This window comes from Pseudonocardia bannensis (assembly GCF_012911875.1).
Lineage (GTDB): Bacteria > Actinomycetota > Actinomycetes > Mycobacteriales > Pseudonocardiaceae > Pseudonocardia > Pseudonocardia bannensis.
In genome coordinates this window covers 1-16,552 of record NZ_JAAXKZ010000132.1, presented here as the reverse complement: position 1 = coordinate 16,552, position 16,552 = coordinate 1, and the positions used below count along the sequence as shown (strand labels likewise).

Below are 16,552 nucleotides of genomic sequence, written 5' to 3'. Positions count from 1 at the left end.
TCTCCGCCACCACCCCCGGATCGAACTTGAACGAGAAAAACCCCCGGCCCCGGAACCAGTTGGTACGCACCGTCGCCGTGACCAACCCCAGATAACCCCGCAGGATCCGATCCGCATCCAGACCGGCCACCTCATCGATCAACCCGGTCACCACCGCCAACACCTCCACCACCCGCACCCCCCGCTCGGCATCACTCACCGAGGGATCGAACCGGGCCCGGAAGAGCCGTACGAGCGCCCGGGTCACGACGGGATGGGCGATCAGCGTCTCCGCGACGTACCACGACCCGAAGGGCGTGCCCAGCTGTGCGGCGAAGCGGGCGTAGGCGCGCAGCAGCGCCGCCTCGCGCCAGTCCAGACCGGCGCGCAGCACCAGGGCGTTGAACCCGTCGGTCTCGGCGTCGCCGGTCCACGCCGCCCGGAAGGCGGCGCAGAACCCGCGTTCCAGCTCCCGGCGGTTGCGTCCGCCGATCGCACGCCGGGTGGCCTCGTCGATCCGCAGCCCGAAGTCGTAGAGCCAGCAGCGGCGCCCGTCCGGCCGGACGATCTCGTAGGGTCGCTCGTCGAGCACCTCGACCCCGAGGCTCTGCAGCACCGGCAGCACCGCGGACAGCGTGACCGGTTCGCCGGCCAGGAAGAGCCGGAACCGCAGTTCGCCCGCCTCGGGCTCGAAGGACAACCGCAGGTCGGGCTCGTCGCCCAGGTCACGGATACGGCGCAGGTCGGCGAGGGCCTGCACCGGGTCGACGTCGTCCTTGTAGCCCTCCGGCACCCCCGCGAGGACGCCGGCGATCTCGGCGTCACCGGCGCCGGCGATGTCGAGCACCCAGTCGTCCCACGTCAGGATCGCGGCGGCGAGCTGCCCCTGCAGCCGGACAGGGTCGGGGTCGGGCGCCGACGGATCGACCTGGACGGTGAAATGCACCAGGGCGAGGATCGACTCGCCGACCCGCACGGTGTGGTCGATCCGCCAGCCGTTCAACTCGTGCAGCAGCACCTTCTGCATGGCCAGCCGAATGCGTGTGGTGTACCGGTCGCGCGGCAGGTACACCAGGCAGGAGAAGAACCGCCGGTAGGGCTCTCTCCGCACGAACAGGCGCAACCGCCGCGGCTGTGTGAGCGTCAGGACGCCGACCGCGGTGTCGTGCAGGCTCTCCTCCCCGGCCCAGAACAACTCCTCGCGGGGCGACTCGGAGATCACCTCCAGCATCCGCTGCCCGGAGTAGGACTCCAGCGGGAAGCCCGCCCGGCGGATCGCCGCGCGTACCCGGCGCTCGACGGCCGGGATGTCCAGCACGCTCTCGTGCAGCGCGGCGACGGTGAGCACGCCGAGGAACCGGTGCTCCCCGGTGACCCGGCCCTCTGCGTCGACGATCGTGACCCCGAGATGGTGCGGGTGGACCGGGCGGAACACCCGGCTCGGCGCGCTCGCCCGGGTGAGCACCAGCAATGGGGGCGGGCCGTCGTCCGCGGTCGAGGCGCGGGGGACGATGTGGCCGGTCGGCTCGTCCCGCCGCAGCACCCCCAGCCCGGACGCCAGCACCGCGCGCAGCGAGGGCTGCTCCTCGTCGCCGTCGAGCTCGTAGCGGCGGTAACCGAGAAACGTGAAATGCCCGTCGACCAGCCACTCCAGCAGGCGTGCGGCGTCCTGCACCTCCGCCGTCGGCAACCCGGGAGGTCGGGTGGCCAGGTCGGCGGCCACCCCGAGCGCGATCTCGGCCATCCGGTCTCGGTCCTCCACGACCTCCCGGACGTCGCTGAGCACCTCACGCAGCTCGGCTGCGAGATCCTCGACCTCGTCGTCGGGGAACGGATCCAGCTCGAGACGCATCCACACCTCGGCCAGCGCGCCCGGCGGTGGCGTGTCCGGAGCGGCCGCCGTCAGCACCCCGGCGAGCTCGCCGGTGACCGTGCGGCGCACCACGACGACGGGATGGATGACCCGGCGGACCCGGGCTCCGATCCGGCCGACGCCGGCCAGCACCGATTCCACGAGGAACGGCATGTCCTCGGTGACGAGCTCCACGACGGTGGCCGCAGCGAGCCGGCGGACCTCGATCAGCGGATCACCGGGTGTCCGCCGTCCGGCCAGGCGGCGGTGGGTGCGCGCGGCGTCCATCAGGGTGGCCGCGGCCTCGGCGGGATCGTCCGAGCCGAGGGCTTCGGCCGGGGCGTGCCGGGCGTAGAGCCGGCAGAGCTCGGCCAGTTCCGGCTCGGCAGCATCCGGCGCGGCGACCGTCTCATCGCTGGCCCGGCTCATCGCACTCCCCGAAGTCGATGCGGTGGGGAGCCCGGCCACCCTAGCGGGGATCGACGATGACTAACCAGGTGCGCGTGATGACGGACGGGGCCGCCCCGGGCGCCTCACGCCCGGCGGCGAGCTCCCGGTCACTGTCGATGTCGCACCACGCCCGCCACCCGCGGTGCGGCCCACGGCACGGCCCGTGACGGATTCGACCCTGACGGCCGCGGCGGCGGTGGGGTGCGGGGAGACCCACGACGTGAGCCCGGCCTGCCGGAGCATGGCGAGGCGGTCGGCAGCGGTGATCAGATCGGCGTGTCCGGCCACCACGACGCTCCAGGCGCCGCGCGTCTCCACAGCTCGGGTCAGGGCCACGGGTCCCGCTCGGGCCGGGTGCCCGGGGCGCCGGTTCAGCCGCGGTCGCCCGAACGGCGGCCGCCGGGGCCGGCGACCCTGCCCGTGATGAGCAGTGCGCTGGTGAAGCAGACCGCCAGCGCGACGAGGTCACCCAGGTGCACGCCGTGCCCCTCGGTGAGTCGGAGCATGATGGGACCGAGCTTCGTCTCGGCTGCCACCAGGAGCGCCATCGCCGTCGCGATGATCCATGTCGTCGCGATGAGCACCAGCTGGCGGACCGTGAAGCGCACGTTGGTGCCGGGCAGACGGGGGCGAGGCCGGGGCCGGTCCACCTGGGTCATGCTCGAAGCGTACGAAACCCACGGACAACGGAGGGTTATCGCAGGGTTATCGCGGACCCGGAGAGCCGCCCGCGCGACGCGCCACCGGCGGGCCCACCCTCGGGCGCCCGATCCGGACGCAGCCCGCTCAGGCGTCGAAGTCGAGCAGCACCCGTTCGCTGATCGGATGGGCCTGGCAGGCGAGCACGTACCCCTGCCGGATCTCGGCCCGGTCGAGGGCGGAGCACCGATCCATCTCCACCTGCCCCTCCACCACCTTCACCCGGCACGTCGCGCAGATCCCGTCCGAGCACGAGTACGGGAGGTCGGGCCGCAGCGGCAGCGCGGCGGCCAGCACGCTCACGCCTCGTGAGGACAGGGTCAGTGTCGAATCCTCGCCGTCCATCCGCAGGGTCACCTCGCTGTGCACCAGCGGACGATCATGGCCGTTGGTCAGATCGTCCACGCCGGCCGCGGTGAACAGCTCCTGATGGATCGTGTTCTGGTCGACACCGTGCTCCTCGAGCGTCGCGGCGATCCCCTGCACGAGTCCGAGCGGACCGCACATGATCCACTCGTCGACCGGGGGGCACCGCTCCAGCAGGTCGCGCACGCTGTCGGGGCCCAGCCGGCGCGGGCCCGCCTCACCGGCCGGTGCCTCCCGGGACCAGTGGTGACACACCGACAGGCGCGCACCGTGGACGTCGCGCAGTGCCTCCAGCTCGTCCAGGAACATCGTCGAGCTCGGTGACCGGTTGGCGTAGAGCAACGTCACGCGGCTCTGCGGCTCGCCCTCGAGGATGGTGACGGTCATGGAGAGGATCGGGGTGATCCCACTCCCGCCTGCGATGGCGACGTAGTGTTTCGCCGCCGCAGCGTCGAGCTCCGTGGTGAACCGGCCGGTCGGCGTCAGAACGGCGAGTGTGTCTCCGACCCGTAGCTGCTCGGTCGCGTACCCGGAGAAGGCGCCCCCCGGGACGCGGCGGATGGCGACACGCAGCCCGCCGCTCCCGGCCGGGGCACAGATCGAGTACGACCGGCGCAGCTCGCCTGCGTCGGTCCGGTGCACGACGGTGACGTGCTGCCCGTGCTTGAAGCGGTAGGCCTCGCGCAGATGATCGGGGACGGTGAACGCGACCAGCACCGCATCGTCGGTGAGCGGCCTGATCTCCTCGACCACCAGGGAATGCAGGGACGGTCGACCCCGGCGACGCGCCTGAAAGGCGGCGATCTCGTCCCGGTGCCGTCTGATGAGGGGCATGCCGATCTCTCCTCGTCAGCGGTCGCAGGGCGTCCGCGGCCCGGCCGCGGACGCCCTGCGATGCGGTGGTCAGGGGCTAGACGTCCAGTCCTGCGAGACGCTTGGCCATGTACTTCTGGAACGTCCACATCGGCCGCTCCAGATGCGACAGCGCACCACCCCGCTGCTTCGCCCGGTCCGATCCGAGCATGCTCTGAATGCCCATCACCATCCGCGCATCCTCGAGCTGGATCTGATGCAGCCACTCCTTCGTCTCGGCCCGGATCGTCTCCAGATCCGGGTGGTCGAGCTTGGATTCGTGGACGCAGACCGCGAGGTCGAACTTGTGTGAGTCCGGGCCCGTCGGCCACCACTTGGCGACCAGCAGGACGTCGGGCCCCGGTGAGAACCACATGGTCGGATAGATACCGACCAGCAGGGAATGGGAACGCTGGTAAGGGGTGAGCCCGTCCAGCGGCGGGAGCACGACGGGTTGGATGTAGTGCCCGTCCTCCTCCCCGGTCGCCCCATTGGGGTCGACGAACATCCGGTGGTAGTAGAAGTACTCCGAGTCCGTGGTGTCGGCATCCACGAGATGCGCGGGCCAGAGAGGCTCGATGGACTCCTTGTGAGCGCCCTGGTGGTGGTAACACTCGCGGCCGTTGTCCATCGCGAGTTTCCAGGTGGCCGGGACCTCCGGCCAGTCCAGACGATCCAGCAGCTTCCACTCCTCGAGCCGGTAGGGCGCGAGGACGTCCTCCAGTTCGGCGAAGCGCGGCGCGAGTGGCCCGGCATTCGCATCGAAGTTCACGAACACGAAGCCGTTCCAGACCTCGGTGGCGTACTCCGACAGGCCGTAGGAGCCACGCTCGCGTTCGCGCTCGAACAGCGTGCTCCGGTTCATGAGCGGCGCACCGGTCAGCGCGCCCTCGGTGTTGAACGACCACGAGTGATACGGGCAGACGAAGGACTCGGCATGTCCCTGCTCGCGTCCCTCCTCCCGGTCCTCGCGGAGGATGTCCATGAAACGGTGCGGGCAGACCCGCGAGAACGCCCGGATCACCCTGTCCTTGCCGCGGACCAGCACGAGCGGCTCACCGGCGATCTCGGCCGCGAACCAGTCGCCGGGTTCGGCCACCTCGTCGGTCCGGCAGACGTAGAGCCAGTCGCGCTTGAAGATGCGCTCGACCTCCAGCTCGTACAGCGCGTGGCTCGTGTAGTACTCGGCCGGCAGCGCCTGGGCCTCCTCCATCGGGCGGGAAGCGTGCTCGACGATGAGGTCGATGAGTTCCTGGGCGCTCGCACTCCCGTTGCGGGAACCACCGAGTGCGCCGTTTCCGTTTCCATTACCGTGCACGGGGACGAAATCGCTCACAGCCACGCGTTATCCTCCTTGCTCTGGTGGGACGATCGGATCGCTCACTACCGGGAAAGGCCGGGCGCATCGATCTCGCCGGCCCCCTCGATGAATCCGACGAAGCGGATCGGCCCCTTCGGCGGGAGCTCGGCGTCGAGGTCGTCGGCCATGTAGTTCAGCAGCATCTCGACCTTGCCGCTGGCTCCTTCCCACTTGCCCGTTCCCGAGTTGAAGCTCCAGGTCCCACGGTCGGCACCGTCGGCGCGGTACCAGTCGGTGCGGCCACGGAGCCGGTGCCCGTCGGCGTCCTGGAATTCCAGTGCCCCGAACCCGGACGGGACCTCTCCGTCGTTGTCCATCTCGTCGACGCCGACGATGCGCATCTTCAGGTAATGCGACCGGCCGTCGGCGAATGCGAAGCGGACCATGAAGATGCCTTGGTAGGAGGCCTGCAGGAGCGAATCGTCGACCCGCACCGGGGTGCTCCAGTCGGCGTTGCCCCCGGCGGCGATCTCCACATGCTGCGCTGCCATGCATCTCTCCTCATCGGAATGGTTTCCCGTGCGGCGCATTTTTCGCACGTGCCCGATCCTCGAGCAATTGGCCGATCGACCGAACCGCCGCTGATGGCGGATATCGGCCGATCGGCCACTTGTCCGGTGCGGTTACCCGTGGGACGGTTCCGCCTCAGCGGTCCCGAACGCCGCGCCACCACCACCGGAAAGAGGACGGCCGGATGAGGGACTGCAGCGCCACGGTCCCCCCGCAACCCGGTGGCGGTGTCCGCGCGATGCCGGCGAGCCCCGGCGCACTCGTCGGGGGGCAGGCACTGGCAGCGATCTCCCGCATCAGTGCGGTGGCCTCCTCCGCCGCCCCCGCGGCGGAGCGGATGCAGGAGATCCTCGAGCATCTCGGGACGCTGATCCCCATCGAGGGCGCCATGGTCTCGGCCGTGGACCCGGCGAGCGGGCACCGTCGGGTCGTCACCAACCAGGGCTACTCGGCGTCGCTGGTGGCGTACCTCAACGGCGGCGAGTTCCACGCCGAGATGATCGAGCCGTTCGGGCTGCCGCGACGGGGCTGGCCGGTGCGCGAGCGTGACCTGCCGGTCGACCCGCGGAGCCTGCGCTGCGTGGCGGAGTACTTCGATCCCGCCGGGCTCGTCGAGGGCCTGCTGAGCACGTTGGTCACCGCCGACGGCCGGTACGTGGGTTTCATCGACATCTCCGACGGCGACTACGACCACCCGTCCGACGAGGCGTGTGCGGTGGTGGGTTATCTGGCCCCCACCCTCGCCAATGTGATCGACCCGCTGCAGTCCGCCCGCCTGCTCGCGTCGACGCTGGCGGACGACTGCGTCGCGGTGGGTCTCCTGCCCGACGACGTCGTCATCCCGCTCCGCGGCGTGCCGGACCCCGAACTGCTCGACCCGCGGGGCGGTCTGCACCGCACGGTCGGCCGGCTCCTCGGCGGGACACGGCGGACCGCGGCGTTCCTGTGGCCGACGTCGGGCGGCGGCTGGTACGCGTGCCGCTCGTTCCGTTGCCGCGACCAGGTCGTCGTCCTCACGGCCACCGTGGTCGAGCGGCCCCACGACCTCACCCGACGCGAGCTCGAGGTTCTGACCCTGCTGGTCGACGGGGGCTCGAACGCCGAGATCGCCGGCACCCTGCAGGTGACCGCCCGAACGGTGAAGGCGCACGTGGAGCACATCCTGGAGAAGCTCGGCATCCCGACCCGCGCGGCCGCGGTCGGGCGAGCGATCCAGGACGGGCTGCTGCTCTCGCCCGAGGCGCTGGCCGGGCTCGACTCCCGCTGAGCGCCGCCGTCGTCACCGAGGCCCCCGTGACGGCCTGCGGCCCCGGCACCGGGGACCCTGTCCTCAGAGGCCGGGGCGCCGCGGTGGGCGTGGTGTACGGCGTGACCACCTGGATGCTCGACGGCCACGAGTGGAGACCCTGTTCACCCGAACCGCTGCGGAGCTGCTGTGGGCCCGGGCGACTGCCGGTTCGAGGACCTCCTCGCGGTCGTCCACGAGCGCACCGACCGGGCGGACCACCCGCACGCCGAATCCGTGGTCCAGAACGTCCTGATCTACGACGCCGAGCGCCTGCGAGGGAGGTCGGGACGGCGGCCGGGCGCCGCACGGTCCAGGCCGAGCTCGTGCAGGCCCTGTCCGACGCCCCCCGGCGCCAACCACCGGGTGTGGAACGCGCTGCTGGAGAAGCTGGCGGCCCGCGAGCCGGGGAGGGTCGCCGACTACTACGCCAACGACGTCCTCGCGCTGGTCTCGACGGCGTGGCCCGGCCCGAACTACCAGGTCACATCGCAGGTCAACGTGGTCAACCCCGGAGGCAGGGCCCAGATCGCCCATCACGTCCAACTGCCGCTGAGCTGCGGCGACGCGGTCTTCTTCAACCCGGCGCTGATCCACGCCGCCGGCGCCGAGGGCTACCCGTTCCCGACGAACCTCGATCGTGACCCGCCGGTCGACGGGCTCGCCCCGCAGAGCCGGGCCGACCTGGTCCTCCGCGCGCTGGACGAGGGCTGGGAGCCGGCCGTCGTCCGGGACCGGCTCGCGGAGCAGTCCGGCCGCCGCCGGACCGGCGACGGGTGAGCCGCCCGCGCGGAAGAGACCGGACGGCGTAACCGGCACACCGGCGTCCGATGGAATCCGATCCCGCCACTTCTCCGCATTCAGCCTGAGACGCGTTCTCGGTTCGCCATCGGACCGCTGCGTTCCCGGCTCCGGGACTACCCTTTTCTGCTCACGAACGGGGAGGTCGGGATGAATGCGCAACGAACCGACACGAGGCCCGAGAACGACGTCGTCGCTCTCCTGATCCGTCAGCACCAGTTGATCCGCGAGCTCTGCGACGAGGTCGCGGCAGCGCCTCCCGCCGGCCGCGGCGACCCCTTCCAGCGCCTGGTACGGCTCATGGCCGTCCATGAGGCGGTCGAGGAGGAGATCGTGCATCCCTACGTCCGACGGCGGGTCGCCGGGGCTGCGGCCGTGGTGAAGGACCGGCTCGAGGAGGAGCGCGACGCCAAGCAGATCCTCGTCAAGCTCGACTCCCTCGGTCCCGAATCGCCCGAATTCATTCCTCTTTTCCAGCGGTTCCGGGAATCCGTGATCGCGCACGCCGAGAGCGAGGAGCGCAGCGAATTCACCGAGCTCCGTGAGCAGGCCCGTCCCTCGCTCCGCAGGGCGATGGCCGCGGCCGCCAAGGTCGCCACGGCGCTGGCCCCGACCCATCCGCACCCGGGCGTGGAGTCCGCCTCGAGGAACATCCTGGTGGGGACACCGCTGGCGATGATCGACCGGGCCCGCGACCTCGTCCGGGAGGCCTTGCCGCCCCGCGCGGCGGCGCTGCTGAACGGAACCGACCAGCGGGCCACGACGGATTCCGGCGCCGCGAACAAGCAGATCGTCGGGCGCCTGAACGAGGCCTTCGACCGTGCGGACGAGCCCGCGATGCGCGAGCTGCTCGCCGCCGGCTTCGTCGCACACGGGATGCCGTCGGGGGTCCCCGCTAACGCCGACGGTTGGGTACAGCTGGCGCGACAGGTCAAGGCGGGCCTGCCCGACCAGGTGACGACCATCGACGACATGCTCGCCGAGGGCGACCGGGTCGCGACCCGGTTCACGAGCCGCGGTACGCACACCGGCGAGCTGTTCGGCATGCGGCCGAGCAACCGGACGGTCACCGTCACCGGCCTCGAGCTCTACCGGCTGGAGGACGGCAAGATCGCCGAGTGCTGGGCCCAGTTGGACCTCTCCGAGCTTCTCGGCCCGCCCGGTCCCGGCATCTGACCAGGAGGCCCGCGAGGTGAGGCACTCCCGCTGCGCGACCGGCACGCAGCGGCAGTTCCGCCTGGGCACGGTTCGCCGCTGACGCGGTGGCGCCGGGCACGCTCGGCCGAGGCCACCGATGCGGGCGTCGTGCGTTCTCCTCCCTGGTTCCGCCGGCTCCGAACGGCCGTCGTCGACCTCTGGGACGACCCACCATCCTGTGGGATGGTGGACAGATGGCCAGCGCCAGGCAGGAGGAGGGCGGCTCGGTGGCGGAGATCGAGAAGAGTGAGAAGATCACGATCAACGTGGGCCTGGTCGACCTCGGCCAGATCGACCTGCTCGTCGACGAGGGCTTCTACGCCAACCGCACGGACTTCATCCGCACCGCCATCCGGCGTCAGCTCGAGAGCCGGTCGAGCGCGGTCGCCGACACCGTGGCGCGCAGGACCCTCACACTCGGGACACAGCACCTCAGCCGCCCGTACCTCGAGCAGCTCCGCGCCGAGGGACGCACCGTCGAACTACGCGTCCTCGGGCTCGCCACCATCGCCGACGACGTGACGCCCGAGCTCGCGCTGGCGACGATCGCGTCGGTCGAGGTCCTCGGGGCCTTCCGGGCCCCGCGCGAGGTCAAGGCCGCCCTCGCCCATCGGACGACGTGAGCGGACACGCGACCGGCGGGCCGGGCGCAGGTCAGCAGCCATGACACGGCGCCGGCCGTCGTCGAACCGCACCCGGAAGGGGCCACCATGGACCACGACCGCAATGCCGCGATGGCTGAAGCGCTGCGGCTCACCCGCGCCGGACGGCTGACGGAGGCGACCGCGCTGCTGCAGCGCACCTTGGGCGCCGCCGCTGCGGCCCCGCCGTCCGGATCCTGGCCCGGACTCGGGTTGGGAGCGCTCCGGCCCGGCACCCCGCGACGGCCCCCACCACCCGGCGAACCGGCGTCGCCCCGGCCGGCAGCCGGGCTCCGCGCGGCGCTGGCATCGGCGCTGGGCTCGGGGCTGACCCCGAAACCGGGCGCCGGCCTTCCCGCGGGGCTGCCGCGCCTGCCCCTCGGCGACCTGCCCGCCGCCCTCGGCCGGGCACCGGCACGTCCGAGCGCGGCCGAGGCCGCGGCGGCGCCCGGAGGCGAGGTCCGCCATCTGACCCACACCGAGGCGAACGGGACGCGGCGCTACGACCTCTACGTCCCCACCGGCTACACCGGCGGACCGGTACCGCTGGTCGTGATGCTGCACGGCGGTACGCAGGACGCCGCGGACTTCGCCGCGGGCACCCGCATGAACGACCTGGCCGAGCAGCACACGTTCCTGGCCGCCTACCCCGAGCAGTCCGGTGCGGCCAACAGCGGGGGCTACTGGAACTGGTTCGCCCCCACCGACCAGCAGGCCGGCGGCGGCGAGCCTGCCATCATCGCCGGCATCACCCGTCAGGTCATGGCCGACCACGCCGTCGACCCCGGCCGGGTCTACGTCGCCGGGCTGTCCGCCGGGGGCGCGATGGCCGCGGTCATGGCGGCGACCTACCCCGACCTCTACGCGGCGGCCGGGGTGCACTCCGGCATCGCCTACGGCGCCGCCCACGACGTCCCCTCCGCCTTCGCCGCCATGCGGACCGGTGGCGCCCCGCCTCCGGGTGGCGCGGTACCGCTGATCGTGTTCCACGGTGACCGCGACGGCATCGTCGCGCCGGTGAACGCCGAGAACCTCGTCGTCGCCCGCCTGGCGGCGGCCGGCGTCCCCGAGCCGCGGACGGTGCGCGACTCGGTGCCGGGCCGCCGCCCCTGCACCCGGATGGTCCACACCGACGCAGCGGGCTCGATCCTCGCCGAGTGCTGGACGGTGCACGGCGGTGGGCACGCGTGGTACGGAGGCAGCCCGGTCGGCTCGTACACCGATCCGCTGGGCCCCGATGCGTCCGCGGAGATGGTCCGGTTCTTCCTCGCCCACCGCACGAGCCCGCCGTCGCCGGGCGCAGCACGGGCCGGGGGCTGACCCGGGCGGGGCCGGCCACCACGCGGCGGGCGAATGCCTCGCCGCCGGCGCGGGCGCCGCCCGGACGCCGCGGCGCCGCGGGCAGACCGGCCTCGCGGCCACTGTGCTCAGGCCCCCCGGAGGCCGAGCTGCCACGAGACGACCGGCTCGTGCCGGGCGGTGCCGCCGGGGCCGGCTCCCAGGTGGCTGCGCACCAGGTGCAGTTCCTCGGCCGTCCACGGGCGGCCCGCGAAGCCGGCCAGCTCGGTGGCTGCCGGGCGCAGATCGGTGTGCGCGCCGGCCCGGCGGGCGAGGGTGAGATGGGGGCGGTACGGACGGTCCTCGACCGGCAGCCGGGCGCGACGGGCCGCGGCCTGCACCGAGGCGGCCAGCCGTCGTAGCCCGTCGGTCTCCCCGCGCACCCGTGTCCACAACACCCGGTCGCCGAAGCGGCCGCCACCACCCAGCGACAGCTCGAGCGGCGGATGCCGGGCCGCCACCCGGGCCAGCCGCTCGGTGAGGTCCTCGAGGGTCGCGTCGTCGACCTCACCGAGGAATGCGAGGGTCAGGTGCCACTGCTCCGGCCGGGTCCAGCGCAGCCCCGACCGGTCGGTGCGCAGCACCTCCCTCGCCGTCCAGAGCTCATCGACCGCGTCGGGGGGCGGGGTGAGCGCGACGAACAACCGCACGGCCAGGATGGTCGCACGTGGCCTGCGGACCTCCGTGTTCGCCGGCGCACGCGGTCACGCGCGGTCGATCCGGCGCCGGGGCCCGCAGGCTCAGCCGGTGGTCGCGCCGGCCTCGGTCCCGGTGACCTGCTGTGCTCCGCCCCCGCGGGCTCGGACCGGGATCCGGCGGGGTTTCGCCTGCTCCGAGACCGGGATCGTCAGGGCCAGTTGACCCATCTCGTACGCCGCCGACATCGCACCCAGATCCAGGCTGTCGCCGAGGAAGACCTGCCGCATGAGGGGTCCGTAGTACCTCTCGTTGACGATCACCTCGTCCCCCTCCTGGTGGGCGGGGTGCCGTTCGGCCCGGATGGTCACGGAGTTGCGCTCGATCATGATGTCGACGTCGGAGGGCGCCACCCCCGGCAGGTCGAAGTAGGCCAAGACCTGATCGCCCCGACGGATGACCTCCATCGGTATGGACCGTGCGGCTCGTGCCCCGGCACCCTGCTGCTGGGCCCATCCTTCACGACCGTGTAGCGGATCCGAACTCAGCAACGCCATCGCCGTCTTCCTTCCACACTCGGCAGCCATCGTCACTGACCGCCGCTGACGGCCAGTACTCCTGCGCGAGAATCCCGGGAGCGGCTCCCGTGCGATCGGAGCGCAGCCATTCTCCGGCCCCGCCGACCCCGGGATCTCGTCCTGCAGGTACGAGATCGGGCCACGGATACCGGCCCGCCAGGACCGTGGAGATCGGTAGCGCTGGGGCAACCAGATGCGGTCCGACAGCACGACGTCCCCGCCGGTCGGCGGGGACGTGGTGCAATTCTTCGAACTATGGTGCCGGCGGCGACCTACTCTCCCACACCCTGGCGAGTGCAGTACCATCGGCGCAGGCGGGCTTAGCTTCCGGGTTCGGGATGGGACCGGGCGTTTCCCCGCCGCTGTGACCACCGGCAACATTATCAATTTATCCACCCCGGCCGGTGCGCCCGACACGGCGTGGCCATCTCACGTGGACGCGGTTCCCGCACCCGACCACACAATGGTTGTGTGCTCAGGGTCGCACAGTGGATGCGAATAAGCCTGTTGTGGCAAGCCCTCGGCCTATTAGTACCAGTCGACTCCACCCGTTGCCGGGCTTCCATCTCTGGCCTATCAACCCAGTGGTCTGCTGGGGGCCTTAACCACGCGAGGTGGTGGGAGACCTCATCTTGGAACGAGCTTCCCGCTTAGATGCCTTCAGCGGTTATCCCTTCCGAACATAGCCAACCAGCCGTGCCCCTGGTGGGACAACTGGCACACCAGAGGTTCGTCCGTCCCGGTCCTCTCGTACTAGGGACAGCCTTCCTCAAGTCTCCTGCGCGCGCGGCGGATAGGGACCGAACTGTCTCACGACGTTCTAAACCCAGCTCGCGTACCGCTTTAATGGGCGAACAGCCCAACCCTTGGGACCTACTCCAGCCCCAGGATGCGACGAGCCGACATCGAGGTGCCAAACCATGCCGTCGATATGGACTCTTGGGCAAGATCAGCCTGTTATCCCCGGGGTACCTTTTATCCGTTGAGCGACACCCCTTCCACCAGGCGGTGCCGGATCACTAGTCCCGACTTTCGTCCCTGCTCGACATGTCTGTCTCACAGTCAAGCTCCCTTGTGCACTTACACTCAACACCTGATTGCCAACCAGGCTGAGGGAACCTTTGGGCGCCTCCGTTACATTTTGGGAGGCAACCGCCCCAGTTAAACTACCCACCAGGCACTGTCCCTGGGCCAGATCATGGCCCGAGGTTGAGACACCCAGTTCGACCAGAGTGGTATTTCAAGGACGACTCCACGGCCACTGGCGTGGCCGCTTCTCAGTCTCCCACCTATCCTACACAAGCCGAACCGAGCACCAATACCAAGCTGTAGTAAAGGTCCCGGGGTCTTTCCGTCCTGCCGCGCGTAACGAGCATCTTTACTCGTAGTGCAATTTCGCCGAGCCTGTGGTCGAGACAGCGCCCAAGTCGTTACGCCATTCGTGCAGGTCGGAACTTACCCGACAAGGAATTTCGCTACCTTAGGATGGTTATAGTTACCACCGCCGTTTACTGGCGCTTAAGTTCTCCGCTTCGCCCCCCGAAGGGAGCTAACGGGTCCCCTTAACGTTCCAGCACCGGGCAGGCGTCAGTCCGTATACATCGTCTTGCGACTTCGCACGGACCTGTGTTTTTAGTAAACAGTCGCTTGGGCCTGGTCTCTGCGGCCGCCCCACCCTAGCCCGCGAGGGGCTTCAGGCGAAGCGGCCCCCCTTCTCCCGAAGTTACGGGGGCAGTTTGCCGAGTTCCTTGACCACAGTTAGCTCGATCGCCTCGGTATTCTCTACCTGACCACCTGTGTCGGTTTGCGGTACGGGCCGCGACAGCACTCGCTAGAGGCTTTTCTCGGCCGTATGGGATCATCCTGCTTCGCCTCAATCGGCTATGCATCGCCTCTCACCCTTTAATGACATCCGGATTTGCCTGGATGTCGGGCTACGGGCTTACACCAGTACTACCATTCACTGGCGGGACTACCCTCCGGCGTCACCCCATCGCTTGACTACTACCGGATCCGCTGCTCACGCTCCCCCGTCCACGGTCCCCCGAAGGGGACCGGGCGGGTTCGGATGAGCAGTTTCACCGGGTTCGTCAGGGACGCACTGTCACGGGCACGGGAATATCAACCCGTTGTCCATCGACTACGCCTGTCGGCCTCGCCTTAGGTCCCGGCTCACCCTGGGCGGATTAGCCTAGCCCAGGAACCCTTGGTCATTCGGCGGCAGAGGTTCTCACTCTGCTCTCGCGTACTCATGCCTGCATTCTCACTCGCACACCCTCCACCACTGGGTCACCCCGCGGCTTCGCCGGATGCGCGACGCTCCCCTACCCATCGTCGCGACTACACCAGCACCACAGGGGCGCCGGCGGATCAATGCGACGATGCCACGGCTTCGGCGGTGCGCTTGAGCCCCGCTACATTGTCGGCGCAGGACCACTCGACCAGTGAGCTGTTACGCACTCTTTCAAGGATGGCTGCTTCTAAGCCAACCTCCTGGCTGTCTCTGCGATCCTACATCCTTTCCCACTTAGCGCACGCTTAGGGGCCTTAGCCGGTGATCTGGGCTGTTTCCCTCTCGACTACGAAGCTTATCCCCCGCAGTCTCACTGCCACGCTAGGAATACCGGCATTCGGAGTTTGGTTGAGTTCGGTAAGCTTGTCGGCCCCCTAGCCCATCCAGTGCTCTACCTCCGGCATCCACCACGCGACGCTGCACCTAAATGCATTTCGGGGAGAACCAGCTATCACGGAGTTTGATTGGCCTTTCACCCCTACCCACAGCTCATCCCCCAGGTTTTCAACCCTGGTGGGTTCGGGCCTCCACGCCGTCTTACCGGCGCTTCACCCTGGCCATGGGTAGATCACTCCGCTTCGGGTCTACACCCCGCGACTCGGACGCCCTATTCGGACTCGCTTTCGCTACGGCTACCCCACACGGGTTAACCTCGCCACGAAGCATAACTCGCAGGTTCATTCTTCAAAAGGCACGCCATCACCCCGAAAGGCTCTGACGGCTTGTAGGCACACGGTTTCAGGTACTATTTCACTCCCCTCGCGGGGTACTTTTCACCGTTCCCTCACGGTACTCGTCCGCTATCGGTCACCAGGGAGTATTTAGGCTTGACGGGTGGTCCCGCCGGATTCACAGCGAATTCCACGGGCTCGCTGCTACTCGGGAAGCGGACCCCAGAGGCGTACGTCCGGTTTTCGCGTACGGGGGTGTCACCCTCTACGCCGACGCTTTCCAGACGCCTTCCGCTAACCGCACGCACACCTCTCGGAAAGGTGACAGCCTTTCCACGGATCCGTCCCACTACCCCCGCGCCGCAACGCCTGTCAGCTTGGCACGGCGCGGGTTTAGCCTCTTCCGCTTTCGCTCGCCACTACTCACGGAATCACGGTTGTTTTCTCTTCCTGTGGGTACTGAGATGTTTCACTTCCCCACGTTCCCTCCGACAGCCTATGGATTCAGCTGCCGGTGACACCCCATGACGGATGCCGGGTTTCCCCATTCGGAGATCCTCGGATCACAGCTCGGTTGGCAGCTCCCCGAGGCCTATCGCGGCCTCCCACGTCCTTCATCGGCTCCTGATGCCCAGGCATTCACCGTATGCCCTTACACACTTGCTTACAACAAGATGCTCGCATCCACTATGCAACACTCAACACACAACCACACACCCGCGACTTCCCGTCCGGCCGGGTAGTGGTCACAGAGAAGACCAGGTGTCCTCTCAGGACCCAACAGTGTGCCGAGCCGCCGAAACCGTGGTAGCGGTCGCGGTCGCCGAATCGAATGGTCTTTGCGTTCCACACCGTCGCTCCCACCATCGGTACACGGCTGACGCCGGTCGGATGGGGGGCGAGACATCAGGTGACGATCCTTAGAAAGGAGGTGATCCAGCCGCACCTTCCGGTACGGCTACCTTGTTACGACTTCGTCCCAATCGCCGGTCCCACCTTCGACGACTCCCTCCCGCAAGCGGGTTAGGCCGTCGGCTTCGGGTG

At 69.4% G+C, this 16,552-nt stretch carries 11 protein-coding genes, 3 rRNA genes and 1 pseudogene; 5 read left to right on the top strand and 10 right to left on the bottom strand.

Going from position 1 to position 16,552, the window contains the following annotated elements; translation table 11 throughout:
* The 5 genes and pseudogenes from HF519_RS25205 to HF519_RS25185 all read right to left on the bottom strand — a co-directional run.
* Window positions 1-2,260: pseudogene (locus tag HF519_RS25205) on the bottom strand (NAD-glutamate dehydrogenase); the annotation flags it as partial.
* A gap of 392 nt (window positions 2,261-2,652) precedes the next feature.
* Entirely contained in the window at window positions 2,653-2,940 is a 288-nt protein-coding gene (locus HF519_RS25200) for a hypothetical protein (RefSeq protein WP_169415486.1), read from the bottom strand.
* 127 nt (window positions 2,941-3,067) lie between these two features.
* Window positions 3,068-4,180, bottom strand: a complete 1,113-nt coding sequence (locus tag HF519_RS25195; protein ID WP_169415485.1) for a 2Fe-2S iron-sulfur cluster-binding protein — start codon at window positions 4,178-4,180, stop codon at window positions 3,068-3,070.
* Window positions 4,181-4,256: 76 nt separating this feature from the next.
* Window positions 4,257-5,540 (bottom strand): aromatic ring-hydroxylating oxygenase subunit alpha, encoded by a 1,284-nt coding sequence (locus HF519_RS25190; RefSeq protein WP_169415484.1) that lies wholly within the window; start codon window positions 5,538-5,540, stop codon window positions 4,257-4,259.
* 41 nt (window positions 5,541-5,581) lie between these two features.
* Entirely contained in the window at window positions 5,582-6,049 is a 468-nt protein-coding gene (locus tag HF519_RS25185) for a hypothetical protein (RefSeq protein ID WP_169415483.1), read from the bottom strand.
* Between the two features lie 203 nt (window positions 6,050-6,252).
* Here HF519_RS25185 and HF519_RS25180 point away from each other — a divergent pair, with 203 nt between their 5' ends.
* The 5 genes from HF519_RS25180 (at window position 6,253) to HF519_RS25160 (ending at window position 11,312) form a co-directional block, all read left to right on the top strand.
* Window positions 6,253-7,335, top strand: coding sequence for a helix-turn-helix transcriptional regulator (locus tag HF519_RS25180; RefSeq protein ID WP_169415482.1), 1,083 nt, complete (start codon window positions 6,253-6,255; stop codon window positions 7,333-7,335).
* A 168-nt stretch (window positions 7,336-7,503) separates the two neighbouring features.
* Window positions 7,504-8,133 (top strand): hypothetical protein, encoded by a 630-nt coding sequence (locus HF519_RS25175; RefSeq protein WP_169415481.1) that lies wholly within the window; start codon window positions 7,504-7,506, stop codon window positions 8,131-8,133.
* A gap of 171 nt (window positions 8,134-8,304) precedes the next feature.
* Complete coding sequence (locus HF519_RS25170) at window positions 8,305-9,330, top strand: ester cyclase (protein ID WP_169415480.1); 1,026 nt, start codon at window positions 8,305-8,307, stop codon at window positions 9,328-9,330.
* Window positions 9,331-9,545: 215 nt separating this feature from the next.
* On the top strand, window positions 9,546-9,974 hold the full coding sequence (locus tag HF519_RS25165; protein WP_169415479.1) for a ribbon-helix-helix domain-containing protein: 429 nt from the start codon (window positions 9,546-9,548) through the stop codon (window positions 9,972-9,974).
* An 87-nt stretch (window positions 9,975-10,061) separates the two neighbouring features.
* Window positions 10,062-11,312, top strand: a complete 1,251-nt coding sequence (locus HF519_RS25160) for an extracellular catalytic domain type 1 short-chain-length polyhydroxyalkanoate depolymerase (RefSeq protein WP_169415478.1) — start codon at window positions 10,062-10,064, stop codon at window positions 11,310-11,312.
* A gap of 107 nt (window positions 11,313-11,419) precedes the next feature.
* Here HF519_RS25160 and thpR read toward each other — a convergent pair whose 3' ends face one another.
* From thpR to HF519_RS25135, 5 genes are all read right to left on the bottom strand, one after another.
* Complete coding sequence (gene thpR, locus HF519_RS25155; RefSeq protein WP_169415477.1) at window positions 11,420-11,980, bottom strand: RNA 2',3'-cyclic phosphodiesterase; 561 nt, start codon at window positions 11,978-11,980, stop codon at window positions 11,420-11,422.
* A 90-nt stretch (window positions 11,981-12,070) separates the two neighbouring features.
* The gene (locus HF519_RS25150) at window positions 12,071-12,433 is read right to left on the bottom strand and encodes an Hsp20/alpha crystallin family protein (protein WP_246245131.1); all 363 of its coding nucleotides are present in this window, start codon (window positions 12,431-12,433) and stop codon (window positions 12,071-12,073) included.
* 370 nt (window positions 12,434-12,803) lie between these two features.
* A 5S ribosomal RNA gene (gene rrf / locus HF519_RS25145) occupies window positions 12,804-12,920 on the bottom strand.
* A 132-nt stretch (window positions 12,921-13,052) separates the two neighbouring features.
* Window positions 13,053-16,174, bottom strand: a 23S ribosomal RNA gene (locus HF519_RS25140).
* Window positions 16,175-16,432: 258 nt separating this feature from the next.
* A 16S ribosomal RNA gene (locus HF519_RS25135) occupies window positions 16,433-16,552 on the bottom strand; the annotation flags it as partial.